Source organism: Chryseobacterium lineare, from assembly GCF_977014045.1.
The window spans coordinates 3,188,664-3,209,004 of sequence record NZ_CDRNIQ010000001.1 but is presented as its reverse complement, the minus strand read 5'-3'; the positions used below and the strand labels follow the sequence as shown (position 1 = coordinate 3,209,004).

Annotated in this window: 16 protein-coding genes; 5 read left to right on the top strand and 11 right to left on the bottom strand. The window is 36.3% G+C overall.

The window, feature by feature from the left end:
• Nucleotides 1–24: 24 nt before the first annotated feature.
• The 9 genes from msrA to ACWNCI_RS14270 form a co-directional block, all read right to left on the bottom strand.
• Nucleotides 25–576: a peptide-methionine (S)-S-oxide reductase MsrA gene (gene msrA / locus ACWNCI_RS14310; RefSeq protein ID WP_449388811.1), complete on the bottom strand. Its 552-nt coding sequence runs from the start codon at nucleotides 574–576 to the stop codon at nucleotides 25–27.
• A gap of 455 nt (nucleotides 577–1,031) precedes the next feature.
• Nucleotides 1,032–2,000, bottom strand: coding sequence for an ROK family protein (locus tag ACWNCI_RS14305; protein ID WP_346983697.1), 969 nt, complete (start codon nucleotides 1,998–2,000; stop codon nucleotides 1,032–1,034).
• Between the two features lie 87 nt (nucleotides 2,001–2,087).
• Nucleotides 2,088–3,299 (bottom strand): PepSY-associated TM helix domain-containing protein, encoded by a 1,212-nt coding sequence (locus ACWNCI_RS14300; protein WP_449388810.1) that lies wholly within the window; start codon nucleotides 3,297–3,299, stop codon nucleotides 2,088–2,090.
• A 65-nt stretch (nucleotides 3,300–3,364) separates the two neighbouring features.
• Nucleotides 3,365–5,482, bottom strand: a complete 2,118-nt coding sequence (locus tag ACWNCI_RS14295) for a TonB-dependent receptor (RefSeq protein ID WP_449388809.1) — start codon at nucleotides 5,480–5,482, stop codon at nucleotides 3,365–3,367.
• Complete coding sequence (locus ACWNCI_RS14290; protein WP_449388808.1) at nucleotides 5,479–6,684, bottom strand: PepSY-associated TM helix domain-containing protein; 1,206 nt, start codon at nucleotides 6,682–6,684, stop codon at nucleotides 5,479–5,481. Before ACWNCI_RS14290 ends, ACWNCI_RS14295 begins: the two co-directional genes overlap by 4 nt.
• Nucleotides 6,685–6,730: 46 nt before the next feature.
• Nucleotides 6,731–8,899: a TonB-dependent siderophore receptor gene (locus ACWNCI_RS14285; protein WP_449388807.1), complete on the bottom strand. Its 2,169-nt coding sequence runs from the start codon at nucleotides 8,897–8,899 to the stop codon at nucleotides 6,731–6,733.
• A 151-nt stretch (nucleotides 8,900–9,050) separates the two neighbouring features.
• Complete coding sequence (gene secA, locus ACWNCI_RS14280) at nucleotides 9,051–12,125, bottom strand: preprotein translocase subunit SecA (RefSeq protein WP_449388806.1); 3,075 nt, start codon at nucleotides 12,123–12,125, stop codon at nucleotides 9,051–9,053.
• Between the two features lie 126 nt (nucleotides 12,126–12,251).
• Nucleotides 12,252–12,473 (bottom strand): DUF2795 domain-containing protein, encoded by a 222-nt coding sequence (locus ACWNCI_RS14275; RefSeq protein ID WP_027382805.1) that lies wholly within the window; start codon nucleotides 12,471–12,473, stop codon nucleotides 12,252–12,254.
• A gap of 142 nt (nucleotides 12,474–12,615) precedes the next feature.
• On the bottom strand, nucleotides 12,616–13,638 hold the full coding sequence (locus tag ACWNCI_RS14270) for a GDP-mannose 4,6-dehydratase (protein ID WP_346983702.1): 1,023 nt from the start codon (nucleotides 13,636–13,638) through the stop codon (nucleotides 12,616–12,618).
• Nucleotides 13,639–13,723: 85 nt separating this feature from the next.
• On the opposite strand from ACWNCI_RS14270, the gene ACWNCI_RS14265 reads away from it, so the two are divergent.
• Together ACWNCI_RS14265 and ACWNCI_RS14260 are read left to right on the top strand one after the other, a co-directional pair.
• Nucleotides 13,724–14,521, top strand: a complete 798-nt coding sequence (locus ACWNCI_RS14265) for a DUF2797 domain-containing protein (RefSeq protein ID WP_449388805.1) — start codon at nucleotides 13,724–13,726, stop codon at nucleotides 14,519–14,521.
• A gap of 31 nt (nucleotides 14,522–14,552) precedes the next feature.
• Nucleotides 14,553–17,234 (top strand): hypothetical protein, encoded by a 2,682-nt coding sequence (locus tag ACWNCI_RS14260; protein ID WP_449388804.1) that lies wholly within the window; start codon nucleotides 14,553–14,555, stop codon nucleotides 17,232–17,234.
• Between the two features lie 17 nt (nucleotides 17,235–17,251).
• Here the strand turns inward: ACWNCI_RS14260 and ACWNCI_RS14255 are convergent, their stop codons facing one another.
• Nucleotides 17,252–17,602 carry a hypothetical protein gene (locus ACWNCI_RS14255; RefSeq protein WP_042720280.1) on the bottom strand — a complete coding sequence of 117 codons (351 nt, stop codon included), beginning with the start codon at nucleotides 17,600–17,602 and terminating at the stop codon, nucleotides 17,252–17,254.
• Between the two features lie 151 nt (nucleotides 17,603–17,753).
• Here ACWNCI_RS14255 and ACWNCI_RS14250 point away from each other — a divergent pair, with 151 nt between their 5' ends.
• Entirely contained in the window at nucleotides 17,754–17,948 is a 195-nt protein-coding gene (locus ACWNCI_RS14250; RefSeq protein ID WP_042720274.1) for a hypothetical protein, read from the top strand.
• Nucleotides 17,949–18,065: 117 nt separating this feature from the next.
• On the top strand, nucleotides 18,066–19,112 hold the full coding sequence (locus ACWNCI_RS14245; RefSeq protein WP_449388803.1) for a PA0069 family radical SAM protein: 1,047 nt from the start codon (nucleotides 18,066–18,068) through the stop codon (nucleotides 19,110–19,112).
• 54 nt (nucleotides 19,113–19,166) lie between these two features.
• Here the strand turns inward: ACWNCI_RS14245 and ACWNCI_RS14240 are convergent, their stop codons facing one another.
• Complete coding sequence (locus ACWNCI_RS14240) at nucleotides 19,167–19,328, bottom strand: bacteriocin-like protein (RefSeq protein WP_346983706.1); 162 nt, start codon at nucleotides 19,326–19,328, stop codon at nucleotides 19,167–19,169.
• A 119-nt stretch (nucleotides 19,329–19,447) separates the two neighbouring features.
• Here ACWNCI_RS14240 and ACWNCI_RS14235 point away from each other — a divergent pair, with 119 nt between their 5' ends.
• A complete protein-coding gene (locus ACWNCI_RS14235; protein ID WP_449388802.1) occupies nucleotides 19,448–20,338 on the top strand; it encodes a hypothetical protein in 891 nt (296 codons plus the stop codon).
• Nucleotides 20,339–20,341: the final 3 nt, after the last annotated feature.

Below are 20,341 nucleotides of genomic sequence, written 5' to 3'. Positions count from 1 at the left end.
CTGAAACAGCACTCATTTACTCTATTACTCATTCAGCATTCCAAGCTCACCGAAATACTTTTTGAATTTCTGAATTTTCGGTCCGACAACAGCACTGCAGTAAGGCTGCGTAGGATTCTCATTATAATATCCCTGGTGATATTGCTCCGCCGGCCAGAACTTTTCAAATCTCGTTAATTCCGTTACGTAAGTTCCCTGCCATCTTCCGGACTCCTTAGACTTTTCGATAGCCTCTTTAGCCTTTGCCTTTTCTGCATCATCTTTATAATAAATTACCGAACGATATTGAGTGCCGATATCATTACCCTGACGGTTCAGTTGAGTAGGATCGTGAAGGAAAAAAAAGACATCCATCAATTGCTCGTAAGAAATAATTGCTGGATCATAGGTAATCTGTACCACTTCCGCATGACCTGTTTCTCCGGTACATACTTCCTCATAGGTCGGATTATCCTTATGTCCACCGGAGTATCCTGAAATAGCAGATTGTACGCCTTTCAGCATATTAAAACAGCTTTCTACACACCAGAAACATCCACCTCCGAACGTAATTTGCTCTAAATTATTATTATCCATTTTGGTTGATTATTGTATTTAAATATTTTCTCGTTTAAGGAATAGTAATGGAGAAAAAACAGATCAAAAATAAGGAAAAGTTTTTCAATTTATACTTTCAAAGGTTTCTAAACACAAATTGTGACGATAGATGAGACAAATTATTTTTTACAGAAGCTACTAATAATTTGCTTTGAGATTGAAACGTTCTTTTAAGCATATTAAAACAGTATAACTATGAATTCCAAAAACAAAAATCTGCTCAATGTGTAAAATCTGCGTGATGTTTTAACGCAAAAAGCTTATTACAGAGTGTTAGTTTAAAGCAAGCAAAGAATGAATCAGCTGGTGTTTCGCTTCTATTGCCTTTGCCTTTTAAAATAAGCGTGACAAGAATTCTTCTTTGCGTTAAAATATTATCAATAAAAAAGCACCCTTGAAAAAGGATGCTTGTATTATGTAAAATGACTTTCAATTTATTTTTCCCAGACCAAAGCACTTGCTCCTAAAATAGCAGCATCTGCTTCGTCAAGCTCACTGAAAACCAGTTTCACTTTATTTCTGAAAATAGGAAGTAAGTTTCTTTCCATATGAAGTTTTGTAGGTTTTAAAATAAAATCACCTGCTTTGATCACTCCGCCAAAAAGAAGGATCGCTTCAGGAGACGAAAACATAACAAAATTGGCCAGGGCTTCACCTAATTTTTGACCCGTATATCGGAAAACTTCTATAGAAATAGGATCGCCTTTCAGGGCGCATTCGTGTACCGTTTTAGAATTGATGGATTCTTCAGGATACTGATTCAACATAGATTCCGGAAATTCGGCACGCATTTTTTTTGCGGTAATTGAAATTCCTGTTGCAGAAGCATAGGCTTCAAGACAGCCTTCAGAACCTGTGCTCCAATGTTTTCTTCCGCCTGGTTTCACGATGGTATGTCCAAGTTCACCTGCGAATCCGTCATGTCCGTAGATCAGTTTACCCCCGGCAACGATACCGCTTCCCACACCGGTTCCCAGAGTGATCATGATGAAATCCTTCATCCCTCTTGCGGCTCCGAAAAGCATTTCCCCTATGGCAGCAGCATTGGCATCATTGGTGATGGTACAAGGCAGTCCGAATTTGGCTTTTATCAGTTCCGCAAACGGAATTACTCCTTTCCAGGGAAGATTGGGCGCCTGCTCTATAGTTCCCGTATAGTAGTTGGCATTTGGAGCACCTACTCCTATCCCATCAAAGTTTTTTTCTTTTCCGTGGCTTTCGATCAGTGGATAAACAGCCTCGTATAAAGCATCAATATATTCTTCTACGGTAGGATAGGCATCTGTTCGGATATTTCCTTTTTCCAAAACTTCACCTCTGTGGTTTACCACTCCAAATTTTGTGTTCGTTCCGCCGATATCAATTCCCAGCGCAACGTGTTTTGACAAATCTACTAATGACATTTCTCTTCTTAATAATTGTAAAAGGTTAAAATTATAAAAAAGATCTTATTATTAGACGATTAAGCAGCATTTTATTTTAAAAAAATATTATGTTGTTTTCAGTTTATTCTTTTTTCTTCTTCCCCACCAGATCATAAAGCCAGTCACTGGTAATGAGGCACATATGAGGCTCACGAAAAAAGCTATGATCTTTGTTGGAAGTCCCAGAATGGATCCAACGTGGATATCATAGTTGGCACCAACCGCTTTTTCACCGAAATTTTTGTCTTTCATATCATGAGTATGAAGCAATTCTCCAGAATTTTCATCAAAAATAAGACTGCTGCTTTTATGATAAGAGTAAGATAAATGTTTCACATAAACTTCAAAATTCGGGTGTTCGTGATCATCCATGTGTTCATGGCCAAGATCAATAGAAAATCCATAAGAATCGGGATATTTTGCTTTAACAGTATTGCTGATTTTATCTAAAGTTCCTTCGGTTCTCAATTCGATCGGAGCTTTGGTTTTGATCGATGAAAAATCAGGATAAGCAGTCTTTCCTCCAGAAAAAATAAAGTAAATCGCTGCCTGAACGACAAAGAAAGCATAAAATAATCCTGTAATCGAAAATATTAAAGCAAAAATAGAAGCATAGAAGCCAAGAACATTATGAAGGTCATAGTTTTTCCTTTTCCAGCCTTTTACATTTTGCCATTTGAAAGAAAAGCGCTGTTTTCTTGCTGCTTTATTTTTGGGCCACCAGAGGATGATCCCGGAAATCAGCATGATGATGAAAATAATCACAGGAATTCCCACCAGATACGTTCCCCATGACTGTTTGAGAAGATAGCTCCAGTGAATCATTTTTACGATCTGGAAAAATCCGTTTTTCTCATCGTAGGTTCTTAAAACTTTTCCGTTGTAAGGATTTACATAAGCGACTTTATAGATCGGAAATTCATCAAAATAGTTCCAGCCTTTTGGGTCATGCTCGTACCAGTAAAAGAGATACGACATTTTTTTATCAATCGGAATATTTACCCAATGTACCGGATATTTTTCCTTTACCTGTTCTACAACAGCCTTTTCCAGAAAACGGATCGGAAGAACCTGCTTCTGTTCAATATTTTTTTCGTTGTGATAGATAACATCCTTTCGGGTAAAGTTTTCAATCTCATCTTTAAAAACATACAGGGCTCCCGTAATGGAAATGATAAAAATTAAGAACCCGATCCCAAGACCAAACCACAGGTGCAGTTTGCCTGCCCATTTTTTAAAAGTGCTTGTTTTTTTCTTATGATGATGTTTTTTTCTCATAAAAATCCTTAAGTACGGCAAAGATAAGCCTTTAAATTTATTTAGAATATTTATAAATAGTTATTTTAGAATTTATATTCCACCATAAATGTTCCTCTCATTCCCAGGGCATTGGTAAAATCACTGTCTCTGGCCGCCCACCAGGCAATTGCAGGCTGGTACATTCTGTTGAAAAGGTTTTCGATGCCTGCGGCAACTCTCCAGTTTTTATTAATTTCGTAACTGGATTTAAAGTTGAAAATTGTATATTCGGGAACTTTTCCTTCACCGTAGACGTACAGTCCTGTCTTGGCATTCGGCTGGAATCTGTCCTGCTCAAACGCATGAAGCATATCCAATCCTACGGATAGATTCTGAATTGGTCTTACCTGAATATAGGCTAAAACCTTCGGTGCGGAAATCCTGCTGTTGTTGATTTTGGTTGAATAATCGCCGTCGTCCTTTGGAGAAGTGATTCCTTCCATCCAGCTGTAGCTTCCTCCGAAATTGATCCATCTTGCCGGATTAAAATGTAAAAACCCTTCAACGCCATATACCACTTCCGGCGCTCTCTGAATCATCAGTGCGCGATCCGGACTCTGAATGAAAGAGGCTCCCAGTTTTGAGGTACTCACATAAGAAGTCACTTCATAATTGAGCCATCTGGTAATCTGTCCGGTTGCTCCAAGTTCGTAGTTGTTTACGATGATGGGTTTTGTTTCCAGATTATTAATTGTATCTGAAGTTGAGGTTCTTAAGATTCTTCCCAATTCATTGATGGAATAAGCCTGAGAAAAACTTCCGAAAATATTAATTTCAGGGTTAATATTATAACGGAATCCGATATTTCCGACGAGGGCATTGTATTCCAGATCTCCGCCTTTTACGAAAATACTTTTGGTAAATGTTCCGTCATTTTTAATGGTGGAAAGAGTGTTAAAATCGCCGACTTTCACCTTTATATTTTCGTAACGGAGTCCTCCTTTCAGGATGAATTTTTTAAATAAATCTATTTTCACTAACATAAAAGGAGCGATGTTGGTCATATTCATATCGGGTGTCCAATATCTGCCGTCTTCCAGTTTCTGAACAGTTTGGTCATTCAAAATATCAGCTCCGTATATAATTTCTCCTTGTGAATTCGGTGTATTCCAAAGTTGGGTATCTAAGTTAAAACGTGCCCCTTTTTTCTTTGAAATAACATTAGACTGCCCGCCGTTCAGGAAGGTATCGCTGTATCCGTACACGGTTCTGAAATCCTGTAGATATAAATTGATGTTCAGAGAAGTGCCTTTCCACAGATTTCTGTTATCATAGCTGAGCTTGAAATTATGATTTCTTGGTGTTCCCTGTGGGGTTGTTTCCTGGTTTATCGCTGATCCTTCCCCAATCGTTGGAGTAATTCCGTATTTTCCGGTTTTAAGGCCAAGATCGAGATCAGATTTTGAAGCGTACCCTATATAAGAAACTTCTATTCTCTGTTTTTCGTTCAGATTATAGCCAAGCTTCAGCATTCCGTTGTAATTATTCATTCGGGCAGGGCTTGAAGTAGGGCTGAGGTTGATGCCATCAGCATCTTTCATATATCCGGTCTTTTCATACGCCATGGAGGCAGCATAATCAAATTTCGAAGTAATTTTTCCGGCTAAAAACTGGCTTGCCCGAAAACCTAACGTTCCTCCGTAAAGCTGCCCGGTAATCCCGATTTGCGATTGCCCTGAAATATTTTGGTCACTGCCGGCTTTCCTGGTGATATAATTGATGATTCCTCCGTCGGATCCGTTTCCATAAATTGATGTGGCACCTTTTATCACTTCAATTCTTTCAATTACCGATGGATCAATAGATCGGATATCCCTTGAACCATTACGTAAAGGGGTAGACTGCGGGATTCCGTCAATCAGCACCAAAACTTGTCTTCCTCTCAGAGTCTGGCCGCTATTTGTGGTCATTCCCGAGCTTGTGGCAAGGCTGGGAACGGTGTATTGTAATATATTGCTGATATCGGAATTTACAGTAAGTTGCGACTGAATCTGTTTCTGATTGACAATTGTTACAGAACTTGGAATTTCTTTGATATTTTCTCTTTTTCTGGAAGCCGTCAGAACGACTTCATCCACGTTTTTTATCTGTAAAGAGTCTTTTTGTTGTGCTGTAATTGTAATCGCAGTTAAAGCGGCTACTGATAAGATGATCTTTTTCATGATGTTCTAATTCCTTTTTTCTTTTTTTTACCTAGCCATATTAAAAATCCGGTTACCGGCAATGATGTGCAAACCAGCCCGGCGATGAACCAGATGATTTTCCCTAAGATCCCAAAGTAGGAACCTGTATGGATGTCATAATTGGCATGGGCATATTTTTCAGCGTTATTAAGCTTATGATGAGGTTTATCGGATAATAATTTCCCTGAATATTTATCAAAAACAACCTGGTGTCTTATTGCAAATTTTCCTTCTTCACCGTAAACCGTGACAGGAATATTTTTTAATTCTTTCCCTTTTTTATTTTTTCCATTTAGTGGAATTCTGAAACTTGATGAAGTTGGATACAATTTTCTTGTCTCTTGTGAAACAAGATCAAAAACCGAGTTGTTTTTGGTTGAAAGCGAATCCTGCGACTTTATCTCTTTTTCTTTGGGAAGTTCTGATGCTCCGGATAATACCAAATTAAAAGTGTTTTTCACCCACGGAAATGAGAAATAGATTCCGGATAAGCTTAATAACAGAGCGATAAATGAGACATAAAATCCAAGAATATTATGGAGATCGTAGTTTTTACGCTTCCAGGTTTTTACATTTTTCCAGTCGAATGAAAGGCGTCCTTTTCTTGCGTTCTTATTTTTCGGCCACCAAAGAATAATTCCGGTGATCAGCATGATAATGAACAGGACAACAGGAATCCCCACGACATATTTCCCCCAGTCTGTTTTTAACAATAAACTCCAGTGAATGGATTTAAGGATTGGAAAAACATCGTATTTCTCATTGTAAACGCCAAGAATTTCGCCATTATACGGATTGACATATACTAGTTTATTGATTTTAACTTCGTCAAAATAATTCCACGCTTTTTTGTCTTTTTCGTAGTAGAGAAATTCGTAGGATTTGTTTTTATCCAAAGTGATTTCAACAGAAGCTACCGGAAATTGTTCATTAATTTCCAAAGAGACTTTTTCTTTTAAAACTTCAATGGAAATTGGTTTTTGCGTAATCGTTTCAGCTTTTACATATATCGCATCTTTTCTCAGAACATTCTGAATTTCATCCTTAAAAACATATATTGTCCCTGAAAGCGAAACGATAAAAACAATCAAACCAACAGATAAGCCAAACCACAAATGCAGTTTGGCAGACCATTTTTTGACAAATGAAGGCTTTTTTTTATGATGATGTTTCTTTCTCATGGGATGAGAAAAAAGTTAACCCTTTGAGAGGCTAACTTTTAATTATTTAGAATTTATAAGAAATTGAAAATCTCCAGTTTCTAGGCGCTTCTGCTTGATAATAATAGTACGAACCATAATTTGCACCTGAATAAAGGTATCTGTTAAATACATTAAAGATATTAAGATTCACGCGTATTTTTGAATTTTCCCAAGAAGCTCCTGCGTCAAATTTCAAATAATCATTCATTGGTTTAGTTGTACCCGTGGAATCCCATGTCCATGATGTTCTGTCCGCTAAATAACTGCCTCCAAAAGAAAGTCCAAATCCTTCAAGTACACCATTCGTAAATGTATAATTTAACCACCCGTTTAAGGTATGCTTTGCGTAGCCTGCTACTTTATCTCCTTCTTTGTGAAGAATTTTAGGAGTATTTGTTAGTGGATCTATATAAGTTATTGCCTCTTTATATTCATTATCTGTATAAGCATAATTCAAGATTGCATTAAAGCCTTTCAAGATTTCTCCTTTCAGATCGAATTCTACACCTTGAACACCAGTTTTCCCATCCAGAATTGAATACTTGTAGGTTGGATCTGTTGGATCACTACTGATAGCATTGTCTTTTCTGATATTATAGATGGACAACGTTGTATTCCATTTACCATTAAACCAATCTCTTTTTAATCCTATTTCATAGCTGTTTCCTGTTAAAGGTTTTGCAGTAGATCCATCTCTGAACAAGCCGGATTGTGGTGTAAAAGATTGGTCATATAAAGCATATGCGGATGTATTATTATCAATAGAATAACTTAAACCGACTCTTGGAGAGATTTTATCTGCTTCAAAAGTATCCCCATAATTGTTTTGTTTGATATTTGTATATCTCGCAGCGACTGTTAAACGTAATCTGTCTTCAAAAAATCCTAATTCATCCTGCAAATATACACCGGAATAATTTTGATCAATAGTTCCTCCCGGAGTTGCTCTTTGGTTTAAAGGCGAATTATTGATTCGCTCAATCCAACCTTCATATCCATATCCATTAGTTACAGGTTGATACGTTAAAATATTAGTATTAAATGGTGTTGAATCTAAAACGTGAGAATAATTCCAGTCGGCTAAATATTTTTTACTTCCTAAATCTAAACCGGCTAGAATCCTGTGTGAAACTTTTCCTGTTTTTTCGTATCCATTCAAGTAAACCTGTCCGAATCTCATAACATTGGAGCCTTCCCAGTAAGAAAGTCTTCTAATCATGGTGCCGTCTGGATTAACTGCATCCGGCCAAATGTCACTTGCATTAGTGTAATCATTAAGATAAGTAACCTGAGCTGTTAATTTCCAGTTTTTATTAAACTGATGTTGTAAATTTAGATTCACAGTATGGTCTTCCATATTTGAAGGCATAATTCCGGGATCAGTATGTGTATAATTTACAGGTCTGGTAGCATAACCTTCTGTAGAGAATACATAAGCTGAACCTACCTCGGACATTTTTGCTTTTTGGTAGATGTATTCCGCAGTTAAAGTTGTTTTTTCTGTCAACTCTACTTTTACAGAAGGATTTACAACATATCTATTATTAAATTCATAGTCTCTGAAACTATTTTTTTGTGAACCCATTAAATTTAAACGAACTGAAACTTTTTTAGAAACTCTGGTGTCCAAGTCTGTTTCAGCTCTGTACATATCGAAACTGCCTAATGTAACTCTGGCTGAACCATTAAATGGATTTCCTGTAGGTTTTTTAGTAACAATATTGTAAATTCCACTGGGCTCTCCAGCAGACATTAAAAATCCTCCAGGCCCCTTTACGAATTCAATATGGTCAACATAGCTCATATCTTCAGATAATGGACCCCAATTTGATGTTACATTTACTCCGTTAAAAAAAGCACCTGCACGAGATCCTCTCATATTAATTCTTGAGTACATTTCTCCCCAATGTTCTAATCTTTGAGCTCCCGCCACATTTCTTAAAAGTCCATCCGAAATTGTAGTAACCTGCTGGTCTTCTAAGGCTCTATTAGTAATAATGGAAATGTTTTGGGGGATCTTTATAAGCTCTTCATTCAGACGTAATGAAGAAGATCCTTCTTTTTCTACATACTTTTTGTAATATTTCCCATTTACAACGACTTCTTCAATATCATTAGATTTGATAGAATCTTTCTCCTGAGCAAATGTCAGCATAGAACCCAATAGTGACGCACAAATCAGTACATTTTTCATGAAAGTAAAATTTTCTGCAAATATATTGTTTTTAATTATTCTAAATAAATAATCGAATTGATATTTGTCATAAAATTAATATACGCAGAATAACAAAAAACCGTTCCAGGCTGTTCTGAAACGGTTTTATATAGTTTTGAAATTATTTATTTTATGCAGGGATTTCTCCTTTATACAAGAATGAAATAATTTCTTTATTCAGTTTGTCGATCATTTCGCTGAACAAATGGAAAGATTCCTGTTTGTAAATTACCAACGGATCTTTCTGTTCATATACAGCTCCCTGTGAAGATCTTCTCAGATCATCCATCTCACGAAGATGAAGCTTCCAGTTTTCGTCGATGATTGATAGGGTAATATTCTTTTCAAAATCATTGATTAAGCTGTCACACTGAGTTTCGTACGCTTCTTTAAGATCTGTAACGATCGTCATCGTTTTGTGTCCGTCAGTGAAAGGAACCTGAATCATTTTAAACATCGATCCCTGATTCTGATACACATTCTCAATAATTGGGAATGATTTTTCTTTCAGCAGATTCAGTTTCATCTGATAATCTTCCTGCGCAGCTTTAAACAAAATATTGGTAAGATCCTGAATGGTTTTAGATTTAAAATCATTTTCAGAAACCGGAGATTCCATGGTGAAAGTCTTGATTATTTCGAACTCAAAATCCTTATAATTTCCTGTGGCTCTCCCTTTTGTGACGATAGAATTGGCCACATCAAAAATCATATTGGCAATATCGTACTTCAGGTGATCTCCGAATAAGGCGTTCTTTCTTCTTTTGTAAATTACGTCACGTTGCTTATTCATTACGTCATCATACTCAAGAAGTCTTTTTCTTGTTCCGAAGTTATTTTCCTCTACTTTTTTCTGAGCTCTTTCAATCGACTTGGAAATCATAGAATGCTGAATAACTTCACCTTCTTTATGACCCATTCTGTCCATCATTTTAGCGATTCTTTCAGATCCGAAAAGACGCATCAGATTATCTTCCAGAGAAACATAGAACTGAGAACTTCCCGGATCTCCCTGACGTCCTGCTCTACCTCTTAACTGTCTGTCAACACGTCTTGAATCGTGTCTTTCTGTACCGATAATTGCTAAACCGCCGGCTTCTTTTACTTCCTTGGTAAGTTTAATATCGGTACCACGACCTGCCATGTTGGTAGCAATAGTAACAACTCCCGGTTGCCCCGCTCCTGCAACGATTTCAGCTTCTTTCTTGTGTAGTTTCGCATTCAGAACCTGGTGAGGAATTTTTCTTAACTGCAGCGCTTTTGATAGTAATTGTGAAATTTCAACAGAAGTTGTTCCTACCAGAACAGGTCTTCTTGCAGCTGTTAATTTTTCAATTTCTTCAATGACTGCGTTATATTTTTCACGGTTAGTTTTAAAAACTAAATCCTGTTTATCATGTCTTAGAATAGGGCGGTTTGTCGGGATTACCACTACATCAAGTTTGTAGATTTCCCAAAGCTCACCGGCTTCTGTTTCTGCAGTACCCGTCATCCCCGCAAGTTTGTTGTACATACGGAAATAGTTTTGAAGTGTAATGGTTGCAAAAGTCTGCGTTGCCGCTTCAATTTTTACGTTTTCTTTCGCTTCAATCGCCTGGTGAAGTCCGTCTGAATAACGTCTTCCTTCCATAATACGACCCGTCTGCTCATCAACGATTTTTACCTCGCCGTCGATCACTACATACTCATCATCTTTTTCGAATAAAGTATAAGCTTTCAGTAACTGGCTCATGGTGTGAACTCTCTCTGATTTTTCGGCAAAATCTGAGAAAAGTCTTTCTTTAGCTTCAAATTCTTCTTCTTTAGATAGATTTTTAGCTTCCAATTCAGCTATTTCTGTTCCGATATCCGGAAGTACGAAGAAATTAGAGTCAGAATTACCCTGAGACATGTATTCTACCCCTTTATCTGTCAAATCAACCTGATTGTTTTTTTCTTCAATGACGAAGTAAAGATCTTTATCTACAATCGGCATGTCACGGTTGTTGTCCTGCATGTATTGTGCTTCTGTTTTCTGAAGCAATGCACGGTTTCCGCTTTCTGACAAGAATTTAATTAACTGTCTGTTTTTAGGAAGACCTCTATAGGCCTGAAGTAATTTAAATCCTCCTTCTTTGGTGTTTCCTGCTGCAATTAATTTTTTAGCTTCATTAAATATCGCAGAAACAGTTTTCTTCTGAACTTCAACGATTCTGTCGATAGAAGGTTTTAGCACATCAAATTCCTGTCTGTCTCCCTGAGGAACAGGTCCCGAAATAATCAATGGTGTTCTCGCATCATCTACTAATACGGAGTCAACCTCATCGACAATAGCAAAATTCAGTTCTCTCTGTACAAGTTCTGAAGGGGAAGTCACCATATTATCTCTCAGATAATCAAACCCGAATTCGTTGTTGGTTCCGTAGGTAATATCTGAGTTATAAGCTTTTCTTCTTCCATCCGAATTCGGCTGGTGATTATCAATACAGTCGATTGACATTCCGTGGAATTGGTACAATGGTCCCATCCATGCAGAGTCCCTTTTGGCAAGGTAATCATTCACTGTTACTACGTGAACCCCTCTTCCGGGAAGTGCATTTAAGAAAATAGGAAGTGTACCTACCAACGTTTTACCTTCACCGGTTGCCATCTCGGCGATTTTTCCGCTGTGAAGGATTACCCCTCCGATAAACTGAACGTCGTAATGTACCATGTCCCAGTTTACAGGAGTTCCGGCTGCATCCCATGAATTTTTCCAGATAGCATCTTCTCCCTGGATTTCCAGGAAGTCCTTTCCTGCAGCGGCCAGCTGTCTGTCCCAGTCGGTTGCCTTTACACGGATCTGGCCATTCTGAGCCCATCTTCTTGCTGTTTCTTTTACCAGTGCAAAAGCTTCAGGAAGGATCTGGCTGAGAACTTTTTCTTCAATTTCGTATGATTCCTTTTTTAGAGCCTCAATTTTTGAAAAAAGCGCTTCTTTTTCGTCTACGTTTTTAGAATTTTTTATCTGCTCCTGGATCTGTTCTATCTGAGCAGTAATTTTTTCTGTTGCCGTTTTAATGTTCTCTTTAAACTCAGCAGTTTTCTCTCTTAAACCATCATCAGATAATTCCTGAATAGTCGGTTCAACAGCCTTGATTTTTGTTACAACTTTTTTTACTTCTTTTAGGTCCTGCGCTTTTTTGTCTCCCAAAAACCCTTTAAGAACTTTGTTTAAAAAACTCATAAATTTTTTGCTTTATGCCTAAGCGATATGCTTTAAGCGTTTTTAATAACACGCTTATCGTGTAAAATTGATATATAAAAAAGGGCAAAAAAGCTCTAAGCCAGGCCTAAAGCTTAATGCTTTCAATTAATATTCGTCTTCGTTCCAAAGATAATCTTCATCCGTAGGATAGTCGCTCCAGATCTCGTCGATTGCATCATAGATTTCTCCTTCATCTTCGATGGCCTGAAGGTTTTCCACAACTTCCATAGGTGCACCAGTTCTGATTGCATAATCAATAAGCTCTGCTTTTGTCATTGGCCAAGGTGCGTCACTTAAATATGAAGCTAATTCTAATGTCCAGTACATAATTTTTTAATTTTTTGCAAAAGTATAAAAATAGCTTATATTATACGCTTTTTTATACCTGATTTTCAATTCTTTTTATTAAATTTTGTTCATTTATAAGCCACGGAAACCCTTAGAATAATCTCCTGTAGCCCACTTGAGGTCATTTTCTCAAAAACCATTCCACAAATTTTTTTATGCCATTTTGGAAGTTTGTGTCAGGTTTATAGCCTATTAATGTCCTGGCTTTTGTAATATCTGCATTGGTTTTAAGGACATCTCCCTGCTGCATTGGCAGATTTTTCCGGATGGCAGATTTTCCCAATTCATTTTCTATCGTAGAAACCATCTGATGAAGACTGATTACCTGGCTTTCTCCAAGATTTATAATTTCATAAATACCTGAGTGGTTTTCCAAATAAGTAATGGATTTTGTGATGCCATCAATGATATCATCAATATAGGTGTAATCTCTGGCGGTAGTTCCGTCGCCGTAGAAAGGGATTTCGTGATTTTCCGAAATTAGTTTTGTGAATTTGTGAATGGCTAAATCAGGTCTTTGTCTGGGTCCATACACCGTAAAAAATCTCAGCTGGATCATATCGATTTTATACAAATCATAATATACATGGCCTAAAATTTCTCCACATTTCTTGGTCGCAGCATAAGGCGAAATAGGATTGTCTACATTATCGGTTTCAGAAAAAGGAATTTTTTCATTATTCCCGTAAACACTTGAAGATGAAGCGCAAACGAATTTTTTAATATTGAAATCTTTGCATAATTCCCAAAGATTCATGGTCCCGCGGATGTTGACTTCTTCATAGTCTAGCGGCCTTTCGATGGATGGGCGAACACCTGCCAATGCGGCAAGATGGATAATTAAATCGATTTTATGTTTTTTAAAAATCTCCTCCAAGCCAACCTTATCCCGGATATCCTGATAATAAAGTGTGTAATTGTCTGATTTTGAAATAGAAATTAAATGCTGAATGTCTTTCTCCTTTTCAGAAAACTCAAAATCCGAATTTTTATCAATTGACTCTAATGTATTTTTAATTTTTATCTGATAATTGTAAAAATCATCAAAATTGTCAATGTTTATGACAGAATGTCCCTTTTTTAATAATTTCTCAACCAGGTGAGAACCAATGAATCCGCTTCCGCCAGTTACTAGATAGATCATTCGTGACTTTTATTTACACAAAAATATAAATTTATTTTTTGAAAATATAATCATTAAATTTACTTTAAAAAGTAATAGAACTAATATGCAGTTTCAGGGACAAATTTTAAAAATGACCAGCTTCAACGATGAGCCGATTCAATATTATCTTAATCTTTCGGGTGATATTATCCATATGAATGAGCTCTTCGGGAAAGAATTAACTATAAAGCATACCGGGTTTCAATGTGTAAACTGCCAGCAGAATAAACCTATTTACAGGATGGGTTTCTGCAAAAACTGTTTTTTTGAAAGTCCCTACGCCAGCGATACGATCATTCGTCCCGAACTTTCTACAGCACATCTCGGAATTGCGGAACGGGATTTGGAAGTAGAAAAAGGAATTCAGCTACAGCCTCATACGGTTTATCTGGCTTATACGGGAGAAGTGAAAGTGGGAGTCACAAGAAATACACAGATTCCGACACGTTGGATTGATCAGGGCGCGACTTTTGCTCTGCCTATCGCGAGAACTGAAAACAGATATGAAGCGGGAATGATAGAGGTTGCTCTCAAACAACATGTTCCTGATAAAACCAGCTGGAAAAAAATGCTCCAAGACGATCTGGAAGATGATATCGATCTGGCGGATTTCCAGCAGAAAATAAAAGAATATTTTCCTGAAGATTTCCAAAAATTTTACAGTGAAGGTGAAGATCTGTGGAGGTTGGATTATCCCCATGAAAAGCCGGATAAAGTGACATCTTTCACGCTTGACAAAAGACCTGAATTTACTGGAAAACTGACAGGCATTAAGGGACAGTATCTGGGTTTTGACGGAGGAGAATTTATCAATATCAGAGGGCATGAAGGATATGTGATTGAGCTTGGTATAAAGAATTGATCTTTATACAAATAAAACAAAATAGGAACACATGAAAAAATGGGTTAAAAAGCTGTTTATAGGTCTGGGAATTTTGTTGGTGATTATTTTATTGGCGAATTTCGGACTCAACATCTGGCTTAAAACCCAGCTCCCGAAATACATTAAGAATAATACCGATTACAAAGTTTCCTACAAAAGCATGGAAGTTGATCTGATGTCCGGAAATATTCTGGCCACCAAAATATCGGTCAATAGTAAAAATCCTCAAAATATCAATGTAATAGGACTTCAGGGAACTATCGATACATTGAAAATAAGTCGATTCGGGATTTATGATGCGATTTTTAACAAGCAGATAAGTTCATCGGATCTTCTGCTTTCAAAACCAAATCTAAATGTTATTCTCGCCAAGCCTGTGGATGACAAAACCGGAAAAAAAAGAAACCCTGTACGATTTGAGAATATCAGAATTAATGACGGAGATATCAGTGTATTCAGGCATACTAAACAAAAGTTTATATCCGTTCAGAATCTTTACCTGTATGTAGAAAATCTGCAGCTTACCGAAGAATCCGTTGAAGACAAGCTTCCTGTTGTTTTTGATAAATATGATATCAAGGGAAAGAATTTTTTTGTTCGTCCCGATGATGTGTATGCTTTAAGAATTAATTCCATTAAAACATCAGACGGACAGATGTCTATAGATAATTTTCAGCTTGTTCCGGTATTGGATTTTGATCAGTTTAAAAAATATTACCCTAAAAAAAATAAGCTGTTTCAGTTTGTCATCAAAAAGATGGAATTTAAAGACGTGGTTCTGAAAAAAAATAAAGTTTCTCTTGGTAATGCTAGTTTTTATGATCCCAATCTTTTGGTATACACTACCAGCGCGGTTCCTGTGAAGTTGAAAAAAACTTCCGATTTTGAATTAAATCTCGAAAATATACAACTGAATAATGCTACAGTGCAGATCATGAAACCGAACGGCACTAAGCTTATGTATGCGAAAGATCTTAATGTAGATGTGAGCCAGCTGAAATTCGATAAAGAAACCAGAGCAGAAATAATTCCTGTAGGATACAAAGATTTTAAAGTTTCCGGGAAAGATGTCTTGTTTTCCAATCACCAGGATTTTACGTTCGGCAGTTTTAATTTAACCCCTAAAAAAGGAGAAATAAGAAATATTTCCATCGTTCCGAACGGTGCCGCGCCGGAAAAAACATCGATGAATCTTGTGGCAAATTATATCGGATTTACTATTAATAAATGGGATTTCGTTGATAAAAAAATGAATCTTGATGTAAAGGACATTCTTCTGAGCCATATTAAAGGTAAAATTACAGCCGGTACGGCAAAGGTAAAACCCATCAAGAAACCAAATTTAGATGGAATCCAATTTCCGATTCTGATCAGAAAAGTGGTTTTGCAGAATTCGGATATTACATATGAAAAAAACAATCAGCCTCTTAGTTTTAGTGATCTGAATGCTACTATTAATGATATTCAATTGTTATCAAAAAAGGATAATTCCGGGATTGAAGCGAAAATAAAAAAATACGTTCTTTCGACTAAGAATTTCGCCTATAAAACCCAGTTCTATAATATGACAGCCGGACTTTTAAAACTGGATCAAAACAACATCAAAGTAACAGATTTTGCAATGAAACCGCGTATTTCTAGGGCTCAGTTTATCAAAATGATTCCTGTAGAAAGGGATTTATATGATATTACAGCCAATCAGATTACAGCGAATGGAAGTTGGGATCTGTTTTCGGACCAGAAATTAATAAATACTTCAAATGTTACGATTCAGAATGCGGATGCTAATATTTTCAGAAGTAAAATTCCTAAAGATGATCCGAAGGAAAAACCTTTGTATTCAAGAATGCTGCGTTCTATTAAGATTCCGATGGTTGTGAATCATCTTAATCTTAAGGATTCTAAATTGGTGTATGAGGAAGATACCCCGGAAAGTGCAGGCCCGGGAAAACTGACGTTCGGCAACTTTAATATGAATGTTACAAACCTCAACTCTGCAAAAATGGAGGGTAAACCTACAAAGGTTGACATTAAAATCAACTGTTCATTCATGAATATGGCACCACTTTCTGTAAACTGGGGCTTCGATGTTGCCGATCAAGGAGATAACTTTACGATTTCCGGAAGAACGACCAATCTTCCTGCCACAGGAATTAATCCTTTTATCCGCCCGTACCTGCATGTTACCGCTACAGGAACGATTCAGGAAATGCTTTTCAATTTCAAGGGAAACCCTAAAGGACTGAACGGGAAATTCAACCTTAAACATAAGGATCTGAAGGTCGCTATTTTGGATAAAGAAAACAAAGAGAAAAAAGGATTCCTTACCGCTATTGCCAATCTTCTCGTAAAATCAGACTCTGGGAAACTTCCCGAAGATGTTGATGTAGAAGATGTAGAAAGAGATCCTACCAAATCATTTTTCAATCTTTTCTGGAAAGGTATTGAGCAGGGTTTAAAGAAAACACTTATCGGAATTAATATTGATAAAGCTAAAAAAACGGCAGATAAAGCTAAAACTACCGTGAAAAATGTAAAAGAAGATGTAAAAGATATGAAAACATCTGCCAGGCAGATCGGTCAGGCTATGAAGAAGGATCATGTAGAATCTCAGCAGAAAGATAAAGATCAGGAGAAAAAAGGATTTCTAAAAGGAATATTTAAGAAAAAAGAGAAACCCGAAACTGAATAGTTCCGGGCTTTTTAATATTAATCAAAATCAAATTCGTCGCTTTCAAGAATAGGGACTTCACGAAGATAATTGTCAAATTCCTTAGGATGATTGCTTTCCGCACCGTATGAATCTATGATGATGCCCAGATTTCCGTCAGAGCCTTTTACCAGATAGAGTACCGCACTGTCATCAGGATTACTTGCTCCTTCAAAGCGGTAGGTTTTTATGATGGTAAGCTCTTTAGCTAGATATGATTTTTCAGAATTATCCAATTTTACCTCACCATTTTCATTCATTCTGAATTCTCTGTGAATGCCTCTTTGCGCAAGTCTTGTCATGACCTGGCTTAATGTTGTCATTTTGTCAATATTTCCTGTGCCTTCCATAATACTTTTTCATTTTAAAATACAATAATTAAACCAATTGTCTTTCATGTGGTATTTTAATGTATGCTCAATATGTTAACAAAAATTATACATTTGAAATAATAATTGGGTATGCTTTTTGCAGTAAAAGGGTTAATAAATCAAGCAAAATATGAAAAAGGAAGTTGGAGTTATACTGGCAGGAGGAGTTGGTCTTTTGGCGGTATTAAGTATCATCGGAATTAAGAAAATATTACACAGAAAAGATAAAAAATACAGTGATTCCTATTCAGATTATCATAGACATTTCGATAAGAAAAGTCAGGAAGAAGATTATCATGGAATAGAATTTTATGCACTGAAGTAGTAAAATATATTCAATTTATGACAATCCGGCACTGTATCAGTGCCGGATTTTTTTGTGGAAAACTTTAATGTTAAAACTTATTATTATGTAAAATTTCCGTTCTAATTTTACGGTGCAATGCAGAATGAAAACATCATAAAAGGTCAGGGAGCTCAGCGAAATGTAATCAACCGTTTCGATCGTTACACCTTTGAACCTGAAGATGAAGATTTTGAATCTCTGAAAACCTCTTTTACAGAAGTTTTTCCAAAAACCATTGTAAATCAGGTAAAAAGCGAAGACCTCCCGATGGAATATTCCATGAATCCGTATCAGGGTTGTGAACATGGTTGTTCGTATTGTTTTGCAAGACCAACCCATGAATATTGGGGATACAGCGCCGGAATCGATTTTGAAAGAAAAATCATGGTTAAGAAAAATGCGCCTGAACTTTTAGAGAAATTTTTTCAGAAAAGAAATTATAAACCGGAACCCATTTTACTTTCGGGAAATACAGATTGTTATCAGCCTGCCGAAAGAAAGTTTGAAATCACAAGAAAAATTCTGCAGGTTTGTCTTGACTACAGACATCCTGTCAATATCCTTACAAAAAATGCTTTGGTACTGAGAGATCTTGATCTATTGAAACCAATGGCTGAACAAAATCTTGTTTCGGTTTCATTAAGTATTCCGACCATTAACGAAGATCTGCGAAGAAAAATGGAACCCCGCACAAGTTCTGCAAAAAACAAATTAAAAGCCATAGAAATCTTGTCTGAAAACAAAATTCCGGTGAATGTAATGGTGGCGCCCATCATTCCGGGACTAAACAGCGATGAGCCTTTGGCAATTTTAAAAGCTATTGCGGACGCTGGGGCGCAAAGTTTTGGCTATACTTTGGTAAGGTTAAATGATGCAGTGGAACCTGTATTTGTAAATTGGATTGAAAATGCCTTTCCGGATCGTGCTCAGAAAGTTCTGAACCTGATCCGTTCCATGCGAGGCGGAAAGCTTGGTGATAAAAGGTATTTTAACAGGCAGAAAGGTGAGGGAAATATTGCAGAAATGATTCATAATACCTTTAAAATAGGACGTAAAAAGTTTTTTAACGGTAAGGAATTTCCTAAGCTTTCAACCAAAAATTTTACGGGAACAAAGGATCAGCAATTGAGGTTCTTTGATTGAAAGAAAGCCGCTCCCAAAAGGAACGGCTTTCTTTATGATTTTTCTGAATTTCAATTACATAGTGTCATCCACCGGACATTTGAAATCTTTACTGCAAGCTGCGCAGACGATGATGTTTCCGCATGCATACATACAAAATTCAGGCTCCGGAAGATTGATTCCTTCTCCCTTAATGTTTTTTAATTGGCCTTTGCTTAGTTTTTTTAAATTTTTCATATTGTTTTAGTTATAAATTTGATACTAATGTAAAGATAATCAAAAATATAATATGTCAATACAGAGTGGTATATTAATTTATTTTAAATTCTTTAATAATTTTTTTAAGTTTATCCTCGATGAAATATGTAAGATTAAAAATAAGCAGTAAAATATTATTATTTCTGGTATTTTCCTGCTTGTGTCCGGCTCAGAATATAACGATTAACAATAAGAGTAATTTTCCGATTGAGGTTAAATACGCTCAAAAAAAAGTTGATATTGGTGTTAATCAAAAGAGAATAATTAATGTGAAAAATGAAGCAAAGACCTTATCTGTCTTTTATAATAACAATAAGCAAAGACAAATTTCTCTGTTCTTAAATTCTCAGGAATATTTAAATATAAATATTAAGCAGGATTCTGTAATGTTCACGGGAGATAAAAGCGAACTTCATGATTATGTCAATCGTCGGTTGGAGGGTGACTTAACTTTAAAGATACCTGAGTACCAGAACTATTATCAAAAAAATGACGCTAAGGGGTTTATCCGTACTTCAGAAATGTATTTAGCAGATGTATTAAAAAAGGCTGAAAGGCTAAACAACTCACCATTCGGAAGAGAAGATGTGAACTATAAAGAAATTGAGAAGATTGCTAAAGATCGTTGGTTTTTTACTGTTTTTGTCAGTTTCGGAAGCAATAAATTGACTAATACCGAAAAACAACTCATGCTTTATTATTTTGAAAAGTATTTTAAAAAAGATATAGCGACCTTCTCATGTAATTCATGGGTAGATTATGATATTCTGCGCAGATATTCCTTACATCGGAAATTGCTCAATCTGAAACTTCCGAAATATGACATTATAGAGCATACGGATGAGGATGAAATCAATCAATATTTACCGCCAAAATGCCAGGAATATTACTTCAGAAGTTCTTATGATTTTTGGGTTCATAAAAAAGATCTGGTAAGAGCTGAAAAATACAAGAAGATTCTAATAGAAAAATTTCACGCGAACTTTTAAAAA